This is a genomic window from Streptomyces sp. NPDC031365 (assembly GCF_055569765.1).
In genome coordinates, this window is record NZ_JBVIIM010000037.1 from 32,239 (window position 1) to 44,901 (window position 12,663).

The 12,663-nt window shown below is 71.6% G+C and carries 12 protein-coding genes and 1 pseudogene; 4 read left to right on the forward strand and 9 right to left on the reverse strand.

The window, feature by feature from the left end; translation table 11 throughout:
• Positions 1-96 precede the first annotated feature (96 nt).
• The 9 genes and pseudogenes from ACZ5C2_RS34570 to ACZ5C2_RS34610 all read right to left on the reverse strand — a co-directional run bounded on the left by ACZ5C2_RS34570 (position 97) and on the right by ACZ5C2_RS34610 (position 7,985).
• A complete protein-coding gene (locus ACZ5C2_RS34570; RefSeq protein WP_468800157.1) occupies positions 97-933 on the reverse strand; it encodes a pentapeptide repeat-containing protein in 837 nt (278 codons plus the stop codon).
• A gap of 122 nt (positions 934-1,055) precedes the next feature.
• A pseudogene (locus tag ACZ5C2_RS34575) lies at positions 1,056-1,409 on the reverse strand (methionyl-tRNA formyltransferase); the annotation flags it as partial.
• Positions 1,410-1,874: 465 nt separating this feature from the next.
• Positions 1,875-2,666 (reverse strand): enoyl-CoA hydratase/isomerase family protein, encoded by a 792-nt coding sequence (locus ACZ5C2_RS34580; RefSeq protein ID WP_468800159.1) that lies wholly within the window; start codon positions 2,664-2,666, stop codon positions 1,875-1,877.
• Positions 2,663-3,928 (reverse strand): cytochrome P450, encoded by a 1,266-nt coding sequence (locus ACZ5C2_RS34585; RefSeq protein ID WP_468800161.1) that lies wholly within the window; start codon positions 3,926-3,928, stop codon positions 2,663-2,665. Before ACZ5C2_RS34585 ends, ACZ5C2_RS34580 begins: the two co-directional genes overlap by 4 nt.
• Before the next feature lie 103 nt (positions 3,929-4,031).
• Positions 4,032-5,330, reverse strand: coding sequence for a cytochrome P450 family protein (locus ACZ5C2_RS34590; RefSeq protein ID WP_468800219.1), 1,299 nt, complete (start codon positions 5,328-5,330; stop codon positions 4,032-4,034).
• A gap of 103 nt (positions 5,331-5,433) precedes the next feature.
• Positions 5,434-6,036, reverse strand: a complete 603-nt coding sequence (locus ACZ5C2_RS34595; protein WP_468800163.1) for a GTP-binding protein — start codon at positions 6,034-6,036, stop codon at positions 5,434-5,436.
• A complete protein-coding gene (locus ACZ5C2_RS34600) occupies positions 6,011-6,385 on the reverse strand; it encodes a DUF742 domain-containing protein (protein WP_468800165.1) in 375 nt (124 codons plus the stop codon). Before ACZ5C2_RS34600 ends, ACZ5C2_RS34595 begins: the two co-directional genes overlap by 26 nt.
• Positions 6,382-6,783 carry a roadblock/LC7 domain-containing protein gene (locus tag ACZ5C2_RS34605; protein ID WP_468800167.1) on the reverse strand — a complete coding sequence of 134 codons (402 nt, stop codon included), beginning with the start codon at positions 6,781-6,783 and terminating at the stop codon, positions 6,382-6,384. Before ACZ5C2_RS34605 ends, ACZ5C2_RS34600 begins: the two co-directional genes overlap by 4 nt.
• The gene (locus ACZ5C2_RS34610) at positions 6,780-7,985 is read right to left on the reverse strand and encodes an ATP-binding protein (protein ID WP_468800169.1); all 1,206 of its coding nucleotides are present in this window, start codon (positions 7,983-7,985) and stop codon (positions 6,780-6,782) included. The genes ACZ5C2_RS34605 and ACZ5C2_RS34610 overlap by 4 nt, the downstream gene beginning before the upstream one ends.
• Positions 7,986-8,541: 556 nt before the next feature.
• Here ACZ5C2_RS34610 and ACZ5C2_RS34615 point away from each other — a divergent pair.
• The 4 genes from ACZ5C2_RS34615 (at position 8,542) to ACZ5C2_RS34630 (ending at position 12,533) form a co-directional block, all read left to right on the forward strand.
• Positions 8,542-9,237 carry a response regulator gene (locus tag ACZ5C2_RS34615; RefSeq protein WP_468800171.1) on the forward strand — a complete coding sequence of 232 codons (696 nt, stop codon included), beginning with the start codon at positions 8,542-8,544 and terminating at the stop codon, positions 9,235-9,237.
• A gap of 481 nt (positions 9,238-9,718) precedes the next feature.
• A complete protein-coding gene (locus tag ACZ5C2_RS34620; RefSeq protein ID WP_468800174.1) occupies positions 9,719-10,030 on the forward strand; it encodes a FeoA family protein in 312 nt (103 codons plus the stop codon).
• Positions 10,027-11,976 carry a ferrous iron transporter B gene (gene feoB / locus ACZ5C2_RS34625; protein ID WP_468800176.1) on the forward strand — a complete coding sequence of 650 codons (1,950 nt, stop codon included), beginning with the start codon at positions 10,027-10,029 and terminating at the stop codon, positions 11,974-11,976. Before ACZ5C2_RS34620 ends, feoB begins: the two co-directional genes overlap by 4 nt.
• A gap of 8 nt (positions 11,977-11,984) precedes the next feature.
• Positions 11,985-12,533 (forward strand): NifU family protein, encoded by a 549-nt coding sequence (locus ACZ5C2_RS34630; protein ID WP_468800178.1) that lies wholly within the window; start codon positions 11,985-11,987, stop codon positions 12,531-12,533.
• The last annotated feature ends 130 nt before the right edge of the window (positions 12,534-12,663 follow it).

The window sequence follows — 12,663 nt, forward strand, 5'->3', positions numbered from 1 at the left end:
ACGGGGCGTTTCCACCAGGGGCAGCGCAGCGCACGTGGAGGAGACAAAGGGGTCGGGTGACCCCGGACGGGGTGCCGGCCCGGACCCTCGCGCCTGCTACCAGTGGGCGGGGCGGTCGAGCGCGGGAGGCAGCACCGTGGCCGCGTCGCCCCGGGCGGCGTTCAGCTGGGCCTGGGTGAGGAACAGGGCACCGGTGAGGTCGGCGCCGCTGAGGTCGGCGTCGCGCAGATCGGCCCCGATCAGATCGGTGTCCCGCAGATCCGCCCCGCTGAGGTCGGCTGCGACGAGCAGGGCCCCGCGCAGGCTGGCCCCCCTCAGACCGGCGCCGGACAGCCGCGCGCCGATGAGATCGGCTCCGCGGTGATTCTTCCTGCGGCCCGGGACATGGGCCCGGGCGAGCTCGCCGGCCCGTAGCAGCAGCTCGTTGACCTCGCCCCGCAGCGCGTTCACGTCCAGCCCGACGACCGACTCGGCGTCGCCGCGGGTCAGGCCGTCGATCCGGTCCCGCGCCCGCCGCAGCTCCTCGTGGACGGGGCGGGCCGGTGCGAGGCCGAGGGCCTCGGAGATGTACCAGAGCAGCTCCTGCAGCTGCCGCATGACGGGGAAGACCTCGAACATGGCGCGCGCCGTCTCCGGCGCCCGACGCCAGTCGGTGCCGCCGAAGGTGACCTGGGACACCTTCTGCCCGGCGCCGAAGCAGTCGAAGACGGTACAGCCGGCGTACCCCTGGTCCCGCAGCCGCCCGTGAATGCCGCAGCGGAAGTCGGACCGGAGGTTCGAGCAGGGCTGACCGGCGGGCTTGGTGACGGCGAAGTCCGCGGAGCGGGCGAAGGGCAGGGCCACACAGCACAGGCCGAAGCAATGGGCGCAGTCGGCCTGCAGGTCCTTGCGGTCCTCATGGGAGGGGAGGGGCGCTCCGCGCTGTGGCGACACCGTGCGTACTCCAGTTGTGCGGCGAGCACCGCACACCGCGACGCTCCGGGATCCGCCTCCATCCTCGCAGACGGCTCGCGGAGCCCGGGCGTGCCCGGTGCCGGGGTCGGTCCGGATCCTCGGGGGCGCCCGGTGAGATGTCCGCCCATCGACGTGAAGGGCTCGGTCGCACCCAGCTCCCGGCCGTCCTCGGTCCGTACCCGGGTGATGGCCGTCCGGTGGTCGCGGCCGGTGCGGGCGCCGGGCCTTTGCGACGATCACCACGCCCGTCACCCTCGCGGTAGAAGACACGGCCGGGTGCACCGCCCCGTAGCGCCCCTGCGACACCACGGCCGACAGGACCTCGAGGCGCCGCTCCTGTGAAAGGTGAAGGCGCTCGGGTACGGCGCGGACTGAGCACGGACGAGGCGTTCCAGGTCCTCGGCGGACCAGGTCCCGTCGGTACGGCTGTCCTCCAGGGACCACTTGTGGGAGAAGCGCGACGGCGGTCCTCTCCGGCCCCGTCGAAGGGCTGTCCACGTCCTGACGCCGCACGGCCGTCAGGACACAGTCGTCTCCCACGTGTCGACGGCGTAGTGGACCGTCAGTCCGTGCCGGTGTGTGTTCGGGCAGGACGTACTGGTCGATGTTCACGCGTTCACCCTCGGACTCGTCCCACAGCAGCCCGTAGGCCACCAGACGGTCCTCCTCCAGCACGAGCCAGGGGTCGCGCTCCAGATCGGTTCCCGGGTGCTTCAGGTCGGCCTGGACGGTGTGCAGGTCGTCTCGGGACGGCCGATCTCGTCGACCTTGTTGAGCAGATCGGTGATGGCGGGTGCGTCGAGGAGCGCGGCGGGACGCAGCGAGTGGGGCATGAGCACCAAGGATCGGCGCACGGACCCCACCGCGCAACGGCTTTCCCGCGAGGACCACGCTTCCCCCGTCGCGTGGCGCGCCCGCGCTCAGCGTGCCGTGCCGGCGCGGCGTTGTTCGGTGAGGATCGCCGTCAGCAGTTCGGGATCGAACACCGAGATGTCGGCGAGACGGGTGGGGGCGGCGAGGGAGTTGAGCATGGCCTTGGTGACCCGCACGGCGGAGGCGGGCCTCCGCAGCACGGGCTTGGCCCAGGCCATGACGGCGGCGTCGAGTGCGTCCCGCGGGACGACCTTGTGCAGGACCGACAGTTCGAGGGCCTCCTGGGCGTCGAAGACCCGTGAGGTGAGGATCAACTCCCGCACACGGGCGACCCCCACCTCGCTGATGAGACGGGGGAGCAGCCCGCCCCAGGCGGGTGGCACCCCCAGGGCGAGCTCGGGCAGGCGGAAGGTGGCGGTGTCGACGCCCACGCGCAGATCGCAGGCGAGCGCGAGGCCGACACCGGCGCCGACGGCCCTGCCCTGGATGCGGGCGATGGTGACGGCCGGGTTGGTGGTGAGGGACTCGCACACCCGCAGGGCTTTCGCACCGGAGACGCGGATGCCGCCGCCGGTGGGATCGTCCTCGAGGTGCTGGGGGAACTCGCGCCGGTCGCCGCCGAGGCAGAACTCCTCTCCGGCGGCGGCCAGCACCAGGACCCGTACCGCGGGGTCCTGCTCGTCGAGGACGGTGAGGAGGTCGTCCAGCATGGCGTCGCCGACGGCGTTGCCTTCCTCCGGGAGGTTCATTTCGATGGTGAGGTGAGGACCCTGCCGGTAGGTGCGCAGGGTCTTGAGTATCCGGTCGGCGGGGAGTCCGGCGAGGGGACGGGCGTTCATTTCGTTACTTTCAGTGAAGTGATACGGCGGAAGGCGAGCCGGGAATTGTCGTAGGAGGGGGGCCCGGTGGGCCGGAGGGTGGGGAAGCGCTCCAGCACCTGGGCGATCACCTCGCGCGCCTCCAGGCGCGCGAGGGCCGCGCCGAGGCAGTAGTGGGCGCCGCTGCCGAACGTGATGTGGCCGCCTCCGCGCAGGATGTTGAAGACGTGCGGGTCCGGGTTGCGACGGGGGTCGTGGGCCGCCGAACCGTACAGGATGTGGACGGTGGTGTCCTTGGCGATGGGAGTGCCGGCGAGGATGGTGTCGTCGGCGGCCACATGGGAGTTGAGCCAGACCGGGGGGTCGTAGCGCAGGGTCTCCTCGACCAGGTCCTCGATGTGATCCGGGTGGGCCCGGAGCCAGTCCGCACGGGCGGGTTCCTCGGTGGCGAACCGCACCGCGTTGGTCAGCAGCACCGCGCTGGTCTCCAGCGAGGCGATGGTGATGAACATCGTCAGGTGGTAGATCACCCGCGCCGCGGCGGCCGGGTCGTGCGGGTACTGGGCGTCCCAGTGGCGGATCCAGCCGGTGAGGACATCGTTGCCGGGGCGCGCCCGCCGGTCGCGGATCAGGTCGTTGAAGAACTCCCGCATCTCCAGCGTGGCCTGGCCCGCCAGCGCCAGTTCCTCCTTTGTGGGCAGCAGTTCCTGGGCATAGGCCTGCCGGTGGGTGAAGTCCAGGATGCGCGCGTAGTGCTCCCCGGGGATGCGGAGCCACTCACCGACCGTCTGGACAGGCAGGAGTTCGGCGACCGTATGGACGAAGTCGGCCTCCCCGTCGACACGCAGGCGCTCCTCCAGGTCGTCCAGGAGGCCGGAGACGAGCGTGGCGATCCGGGGACGCATGCCCTCCAGGGTGGCGCGGTCGAACGGGTTGCCCAGGGCACGGCGCTGGCAGGTGTGCGTCGGGGCGTTGATGCGGGACAGGGTGCCCGTCAGCTCCTGGGTGGCCAGTTCCTGCCAGCGTCTCGGGTCGGGCTGCCGCTCCTGCCAGGCGAAGTCCGGCACGAGCCAGTTCCTGCCGCGCAGAACCTGGCTGCATGCCTCGAACGAGGTGACGAAATACGCGCCCCAGGGGGCGCGTACGACGTCCCCCAGGGCGCGTAGCCCTTCCCAGACGGGAAGGGGGTCGGCCTGCCCTTCGGCCGAACGCAGGCGGCGGAGAAGGGATATGACGGCTCGGCGGTCGTGGACGGTCCCGCGCATGTCGCCAACGGCGGTCACGTGAAGCTCCTTCGGCTGGACGCTACCGATACCGCCGGAACCTACCCTTCCTCCTACCCGCGTCATGTGCCGTTGTGTGTTGTTCCCGTCACATGCCGTGCCGTCAGACACGGAAGATGTCCAGGAAACTGCTCCAGAACCCCTTCCTTCGTGACGGGTCCTGCCGGACCGGTTCGGACGCGACCGTCGGCATGGGCTGCGCACCCGGGGCCGGGGCCCGGTCCCGGATCGCGGCCGCCGTACGGGTGGCCGGTGTGGGACTGAACGTCACGGGCAGCGAGTCGAGGGCGCGGTGGAACGGCCCGGGCCGCCACTGGAGTTCCTTCTCCGGCACGGCCAGGGTGAGGTCGGGCAGCGCGTTGAGCACCCGCTCGATCGCGGTGGTCGCGATGACCTGCGCCGGATCCTTCGCGGGGCAGGCGTGCGGCCCCGCGCCCCACGCCAGGTGGGCGCCCTTGCTGTGCGCGCGGCGGGCCTCGTCCAGCGCGGGGTCGCCGTTGGCGCCCGCGAAGGAGATGACGACCGGAGTGTTCGCCTCCACCACGTGACCGCCGAGATCGACGTCCTGCACCGGGTAGTGGGTGGCGTAATTGGCGATCGGCGTCTGGTTCCACAGCACGTGATCGAGCGCCTCCTCGATCAGCATGCCGCTCTGCCCGCCGCCCGACCCGGACAGCAGCAGCATCAGGGAGCTGCTGATGAGGCTGCGCTCGGGTTCGATGCCGGCGCCCATCAGCAGCACCAGCTGATCCTTCAGCTCCTCGTCGGTCAGCCCGGCCGGGTGATGGATCAGCCAGGAGGTGACGTCGTCACCGGGCTGGCGCCGCTTGAGTGCGATCAGCTCCATGAGACAGGCGGTGAGCTCCTCGTTCGCGCGCAGCGCGTCCTTGCCGTCGAAGATCGCCGACACGGAGGTGGTGATGGTGTCACCGATGTCCGCCGGGCAGCCGAACAGCTTGTTGAACAGCAGCAGCGGCAGCAGCTTGGCGTAGTCGCTGAGCAGATCGGCCCGGCCCCGCTCGCTGAACTGGTCGATCAGGTAGTCGGCGATCGGCTCGACGTCACGCCGGATCCGCGCGGTGTTGAGCCGGGCCAGGCTGTCCACCACGGCCTTGCGCAGCCGCAGGTGCACGGCGCCGTCGGTGAACAGACAGCTGGGCCGGTACGCCATCATCGGCAGCACCGGACTGTCCATGCCGATGCGGCCCTCATTCAGGGCTTTCCAGCGGCGGGCGTCGCGGGCGAACAGTTCCGTGTTCTGCAGCACCCGTAGCGCCATCTCGTGCTCGACGACCAGGGTGGCGTCCACACCGGGGGCGAGTTCGACCGGACCGGCCGGGGCGGACTCGCGCAACCGGTCATAGACCCGGTGGGGATCGGTGGCGAACGCGGTGTCGTGCATGGGGCATCTGCCGGCGGTCGCCGCAGATGTGGAGTCAGGATCCATGAAGTCTTCCTTAGTGATCCGGGGACCGGCGTCCCCGGGCCGGGCGGACGCGAGGAGGTCAGGCCGCGCGCTCGAGCAGGTGCCGCACCAGCGCGATCAGCGCCTTGGCGGACGACTGCTGGTCGCGGGCGTCGCAGTAGACGACCGGAGTGTCCGGGAGCAGGTCGAGCGCCTCGCGCACCTCGGCCTCGCTGTACGTGGCGGAGGGGTCGAAGCAGTTGACGGCGATGGCGTACTCCAGGCCGTAGCGCTCGACGAGGTCGATGACGGGGAAGGTCTCCTCCAGCCGCAACGGGTCGACCAGGAGCAGCGCGCCGAGCGCGCCGCGCGCCATGTCCTCCCACAGCTGCATGAAGCGCTGCTGGCCGGGGGTGCCGAACAGGTACAGCACCAGATCGTCGCTGAGTGTGAGACGGCCGAAGTCCAGGGCGACCGTGGTGGTGGTCTTGTCCGCCACACCCCTGAGGTCGTCGATGTGGACGGACGCCTGGGTCATCTTCTCCTCGGTGCGCAGCGGAGTGATCTCCGACAGCGAGCCGATGAAGGTCGTCTTGCCCACGGCGAAGTGCCCGACGACCAGGATCTTGGCGGCGTTGGTCACCGCGCTGGAGACGTAGATGGACCTCTGCGCCGTCTCAGCCGATGAGGGATTGGAGTCCATTCAGAACCTTCTCGAGGGTCGCTCTGTCAACGTTCTGGGCCCGGGGCGGCTCGGCCCGGCGCAGCAGGTGCCCCTGTTCCGATAAATCGGTGAGGAGCAGCCGGGCCACCCCGACGGGCAGGCCGAGGTGGCCCGCCACCTCGGCGACCGACAGGTAGCCGCCCGCGCACAGCTCCCAGATCGCCCTGACCTCCGGACCGGCCCCCAGCGGAAGCGTCCGCCCGGGGGCCAGGGTGACCAGGGTGTGCAGCGCCAGTTCGTCGGACGACGGCAGGCTCCGCCCGCCGGTGATGACGTAGGAGCGGACGAAGTCGCTGGTGACGGATGCTTCCTCGCCGGGCGTGGTCATGTGCCGGCACCGTTGTCGGAGCGCGGCGCCACACTCATCGCCTTGCTCAGCGCCGTCACCGTCTTCTGCATACGGAACGACATGGCCTCCATGTCGACGTCCAGCGCCGCCGAGACGGCGAGGTAGGCACCCTGGCCCGCGGCGATCAGGAAGATCCAGCCGCCGTCGTACTCCAGCAGCGTCTGCTTCCAGATGCCGTGTCCCGCCCCGACGAAGCCGGCGACCGCCCGGCTGAGGGACTGCATGGAACTCATCGCGGCGGCGTTGGTCTCCGCGTCGTCACGTGAGATGTCGTCCGAACGCTGCAGCAGCAGGCCGTCGCCCGAGACGAGGACCGCGTGGCGGGCCCCACGCACCTCGAGCACGTCGTTCAGCACCCACGACAGGTCGGTGTTCACTGGTGGTCAGGTCCTTCCATGGTGTTCGTGGTCCGTCCGAGCTGGGTGCCGCGCGCGAACGCCCCCAGGCGCGACGCGGTCACCTCACCGGCCGACTCGGACGTCTGCTCGTCGATCGCGGGCTCCGGGGACGGCACCACAGAGATGGACCCCTGACGCCGGCGCCGCTTGGGCAGCCCGCCTGATGTCGTGCCCACCACGTGCGACGGGCCCACCGGGACCGGGGCCAGCCGCTGCGGCGCGCTCTCCTGGTTCTCGGCCGCGGGCTCCCGCACCACTTCTGCGGGGGTGACGGCCTCGGCCGCCAGGAGACTCTCCGGCACTCGGATCACTGCACGCACTCCGCCGTAGGGGGAAACCGAACCGACGGAGACGGCGAAGCCGTACCGTGCGGCGAGCATGCCGCACACCGCGAACCCGAACCGTGGCGGGTCGCCGAGACCGGTGATGTCGACCGAACCGTCGGCGGACAGCAGGACCGCCGCACGGTCCTTGGTCTCCTGGTCCATGCCCAGACCGGCGTCGTCGACGATGAAGCACACGCCCGTCGGCACCGCCTGGATGTTGACCTCGACCGGGGTGCCCGGAGCGCTGTAGGTGGTCGCGTTGTCCAGCAGTTCGGCCAGCACCACCGCCACCGGCTCCACCGCCCTGCTGGCGACGGCGACACTGACCTGGGCGTGGATGCTCACCCGGTTGAAGTCCTTGATGCGACCCTGCGCGCTGCGGGCCACGTCGTAGACGGTCGCCACGCCCTCGCGTCGGCCCAGCCACCCGCCGCACAGCACCGAGATGCCCTTGGCCCGGCGGCCGAACTGGCTGCCGGTGTGGTCCACGGACATCAGATCGGCGAGCACCTCGGTGTCGTTGCCGTACTTCTTCAACAGGTCGTCGAGCAGGAGCTGCTGCTCCTCGGCGAGTGACTGCAGCGTGCCCATCGCCGACTTCAGTACGGCCTTGGTCGCCGACTCCGCGTCCGCCCGGACATCCGCGAGGTCACCGCGGTGCCGGCCGTCCTGAGCGGCGATGTGCTGCTGAAGCTGGTCGATCCGGCCCTGGGCCTGGCCCAGATTCGTCTCCAGGTCCTTCCTTGTTCTTCGGAGCGCCAGATTGGTTCTCCGCGCCCGCTGCACTGCGAAAAGCGCAGCGAGGAGCACCACAAGCAGGATCCACAGCAGTGGATCCTCGATCAATGACGTCATGAGACTCTCTTCAAGTCGCATCGCGCCGGGAGTGCGGGAAGCCCGCGCGTCCGTGGGACGGCTCCGGCCGTGCGGCGCGGATCCTCGGGGCGGACCAAGCCAACTCCTCAGCGACGGGGCCTTAGAGACTGTCCCCCGTGCGCGTTCATGACGCACCACCAGCCTACTGAAAGTGAGATGATCTTATCAGTTGGGCGGCCGCAACACGCCTGCCCCGGTAGCCACTTGACATCCCTCACGAGACCCACACACCGCGCCGCGCATTCCCCTCGGGTGACCCGCGAAGGAGCGCCTCCGGGGCGCGCCGGGCCCGTGCCGCCCCCGGCCCGGGGAGTGCGCTACCGCGTGCTGTACGGGAAACGGGAAGGCATGCCTCGACGACGGGCGGTCACTCATGGACAGCACGCCGGCGCCCACGAGCGGGTGGCCGGGGGCACCCGAGCGGGTAGTCGCAGGGGCGGCACCGGGGGATCAGGGCCGACAGGCCCTGGCCATCAGGCCCTGGACCGGCGAGGATCGTCCTGGAACACTGCACGCGGACAACGAGGAGCATGCGATGGCGGACGGTGAGCAGCCCGGACCCGACAATCCGATCCGGGTCTTTCTGCTGGACGACCACGAGGTGGTCCGGCGCGGGGTGCACGACCTGCTGAACGACGAACCGGACATCAGCGTGGTCGGCGAGGCCGCCACCGTCGAGCAGGCCCTCGTACGCGTCCCCGCCCTGCGCCCCCAGGTCGCCGTCCTCGACGTCCGGCTGCCCGACGGGGACGGCGTCAGCGTATGCCGTGAACTGCGCTCGCAGATGCCCGACCTGGCCTGTCTGATGCTGACCTCGTTCGACGACGAGGAGGCCCTGCTGGACTCGATCATGGCAGGCGCCGCCGGGTACGTCCTCAAGCAGATCCGCGGCTCCGACCTGGTGACGGCTGTCCGTACGGTGGCCCGGGGCCAGTCGCTGCTCGACCCGAGCGCGACCACCAAGCTGATGGCCCGGCTGCGCGGCGGACAGCCGAAGGAACAGGAGCAGCCGGACGCGCTGCCGGGGCTGACCGACCGGGAGCGGGAGATCCTCGCACTGATCGGCGAGGGACTGACCAACCGGCAGATCGGCCAGCGTCTGTACCTGGCCGAGAAGACGGTGAAGAACCACATTTCCCGGCTGCTGGCCAAGCTCGGCGTGGAACGCCGCATCCAGGCCGCCGTGATCGCCACCGAGGCCCGCGACCGCCTGCGGCAGGAGGGTCGCTGACCCTGGCCGCGACCCCGGCCCTCCTCCCGGCGGTCCGCTCCGGTACGTCCGGCAGCGGTTCAGGACGAGCAGGACGACGACGCCGTACGACGACTCCGCAGCAGTGGCGAAGGGGCCGTTCGGCCTCAGCGGCGTCCTCGGTGTCCGGTGGGGCTGCGTGCCCGGACCGAACCGGACCCGGCCAAGGAACTCCGCCACCACCGGCTCCCGCCCGGACGCTCCCCCTGCTCACAGGCTGTCGCCGGGCGCGGTTCCTCCCGGCCCGGTCATCGTCCGGCCGCGGTCACGCGGGCACGGGCGGCCGGACGTCCCTCCGGCGCGCGTACGGCGGCACGGCACGACGGCGGCACGGCATGACGGCGGCACGCACCACCGGGTCCGCACGAAGGGCCGGGCGGACCCCTCCGAGAGGGCCGAACGGCCCCGTACGAGGGCCACTCGCCTCCGCCCGTCACTAGATAGGTGAGCCTAGCCTCATCTCGTGAACGGTCTGAATGGTCATTCGTCCGAAACAGCGGCAGCCGTCCGGGCGCCCGCCGCCGTCGACGCCCCACCGCGCACCCTGGCGGACCTGGCTCCCGGAACCCGCGCCGCGGTGACCCGGATCGCCGCCGACGGCACGCCCGCCGTGGTCCGCCGCCTGCACGACCTGGGATTCAGCCCCGGTACCGTGGTCGAAGTGGTCCGCCGGGCGCCCCTGCGCGACCCGGTCCTGTACCGGGTCATGGACTACGAGGTGTGCCTGCGCCGGGCCCAGGCGCAGTGTGTGCACGTCGCCGAGGCGGAGCGGTGAGCACCGGATGCCACGACAGCGGCACCGTCGGGACGCCTCCGGCCGGGACGTCCCGGATCGCCCTGGTCGGCGCCCCCAACTCGGGGAAGACCAGCGTCTTCAACGGCCTCACGGGCCTGCGCGCCAGGACCGGGAACTATCCGGGCGTGACGGTGTCCCGGTTCGTCGGGACCGTGCACACGGGCCGGCACCGGCACACCGTCGAGGACCTGCCGGGCACCTACAGCCTGGAGCCGGTCAGCCCGGACGAACGGATCACGGTCGACGTGCTGGACGGCCGGCTCCCCGGCGCCGACCGGCCGGACGCGCTGCTGATCACCGCGGACGCCACCACACTGCGGCGGTCCCTCGGCTTCGTCGCCCAGGTCCTGGCCCGCGGACTGCCGGCCTGCGTCGTGGTCACCTTCGCCGACGAACTGGCCCGCCGGCAGGGCCGCCTGGACACCGAGGCGCTGGCCCGGGCGCTCGGCGTACCGGTGCTGTCCGTGGTCGGCCACCGCGGACACGGCATCGCGGCCCTGCGTGAACGGCTCGCCGACTGGCGGTCCTGGCCCGTTCCGGCCGTGGCACCGCCCACCGTGCCGGGCGAACGCGACGCCTGGGTGGAGTCGGTCCTCGACTTCGCCGGATACCGGCCCCCGACCCGTCACCGGGCCACCCAACGCGTGGACGCGGTGCTGCTGCACCCGCTGTGGGGCACGGCGGTGTTCTTCGCGGTGATGGTGCTGTTCTTCCAGACGGTCTTCACCCTGGCCGCACCCCTGCAGGGTGCCGTGGAGGCGCTGTTCGGATGGCTGTCGGGCCTGGTGGACGCCCATGTCGGCAACCGGTGGCTGTCCGGGCTGCTCGGGGACGCCCTCATCGGCGGGGTCGGCGGGGTGCTGGTGTTCGTCCCGCAGATCGTGCTGCTGTTCCTGCTCCTCGCCCTGCTGGAGGGGGTGGGATACATGGCGCGCGCGGCCTTCCTGATGGACCGTGTGATGGCCCGCGCCGGACTGGAGGGCCGGGCCTTCGTGGCCCTGTTGTCCGCTTTCGCGTGCGCCATCCCCGGCATCATGGCCACCAGGACGCTGCCCTCGGCCAGGGACCGGCTGGCCACCATGATGGCCGCCCCGCTGATGACCTGCTCGGCCCGGCTGCCCGTCTACGTGCTCCTCATCGGCCTGCTGGTGGACCCGTCCGACCGGATCGGCCCGTTCGGCGCACAGGGCCTGATCATGTTCGGCCTGTATCTCCTCGGCGCGGTCTCCGCGATGGCGGCCGCCTGGGCCTTCAAGACCTTCGGCGACCGCCGCGGCCCGGCGATGCCCTTCTTCATGGAGATGCCGCCCTACCGGCTGCCCGCCCCGCGCGCGGTGCTGGTGGCGATGTGGTCCTCCGCGCGTGCCTTCCTGCGCAAGTGCTCGACCGTCATCGTCGCCACCAGCGTCGTCCTGTGGATGCTGCTGAACCTGCCGCTGCACACGGACACGGACCTGCGCGCGGCCGGCGTCGAACCCACCGACTCCGTCGCCGTGTCCGCCTACACGGTCGATCACAGCTACGCCGCCGACCTGGGCCGCGCGGTCGCCCCCGTCTTCGACCCGCTGGGTTTCGACTGGCGGATCAACGTCGGGGTGCTGTCGGCGCAGGGTGCCCGCGAGACCTTCGTCGCGACCCTCGGACAGGTCGCCTCCGCCGAGGACCCCGAACAACCGGCCCAGGCCCTGCGGGACATGACCCACTCCGACGGCCCGCGCGCCGGCGAGCCGGTGTTCACCCCGCCCACCGTCGCCGCGCTGCTGGTCTACTTCGTCTACGCGCTGCAGTGCATGGCCACCGTCGCGGTCCTGCGCCGCGAGACCGGCACCTGGCGGTGGCCGGCGATCGCCCTCACCTACCTGACCGCGCTGGCCTGGCTGATGGCCTACCTGGCCCGGACGGTCACCACCCTGCTGAGCGGGTGACGGCAGAAATGATCCCCACACACCCCCAGGCGGTCCCCGGCCGGCCCGACCGGCTGCGCTGGATCATCCCCGCCGGGACCTTCACCGGCACCGGCCCACTCGTGGACGTGCCCGCTCCGCTGGCCACCCTGCTGGCCGACGGCACCCTCACGCGGATCACGCTGGAGCCCACGGCCGTCGTCACCCGACTCGCCCCGGACCGTACCTGGGCCGCGGAGGGCGCCAGGGTCCGCACCGCGCTGCTCGCCGCGCTGGAGGACCCGGCCGCCTGGATCCCCGCCCCGGACCCCGGCGGCTCCGGCGAGGACGCGCTGCTGTACGCCGCGGCCCGAGAAGTCCTCGACGGGGAGGTGGGCGGCTTCGCCCGCTCGCACGGCGGCACGATCGACCTCGTCGACGTGACGGACGGCATCGTCACCGTCCGCCTCGGCGGTGCCTGCCACGGCTGCCCCGCCTCCTGGTTCACGCTGCACCGACGCCTGGAGCACCATCTGCGCCGACGCCACCCGGGTCTGAGGGAGGTGCGCAACGTCACCTCGTCGGCGGCCTTCCGCTGAGTGCGCCGGACCACGGCCGAGGGGGGGGGGGGGGGGGGGGGGGGGGGGGGGGGGGGGGGGGGAGGAGGAGGGGGGGGGGGGGGGGTGGGCCTAACGGGACACGGGCGGCGCAGAGGGGGATCAGCGCGCC

Excerpts from the sequence above, each read along its gene's own strand:
- ACZ5C2_RS34580 (WP_468800159.1), bottom strand. The coding sequence starts at position 2,666 with ATGAACGCCCGTCCCCTCGCCGGACTCCCCGCCGACCGGATACTCAAG.
- ACZ5C2_RS34590 (WP_468800219.1), bottom strand. The coding sequence starts at position 5,330 with ATGCACGACACCGCGTTCGCCACCGATCCCCACCGGGTCTATGACCGG.
- ACZ5C2_RS34595 (WP_468800163.1), bottom strand. The coding sequence starts at position 6,036 with ATGGACTCCAATCCCTCATCGGCTGAGACGGCGCAGAGGTCCATCTAC.
- ACZ5C2_RS34600 (WP_468800165.1), bottom strand. The coding sequence starts at position 6,385 with ATGACCACGCCCGGCGAGGAAGCATCCGTCACCAGCGACTTCGTCCGC.
- ACZ5C2_RS34610 (WP_468800169.1), bottom strand. The coding sequence starts at position 7,985 with ATGACGTCATTGATCGAGGATCCACTGCTGTGGATCCTGCTTGTGGTG.
- ACZ5C2_RS34615 (WP_468800171.1), top strand. The coding sequence starts at position 8,542 with ATGGCGGACGGTGAGCAGCCCGGACCCGACAATCCGATCCGGGTCTTT.
- ACZ5C2_RS34630 (WP_468800178.1), top strand. The coding sequence starts at position 11,985 with ATGATCCCCACACACCCCCAGGCGGTCCCCGGCCGGCCCGACCGGCTG.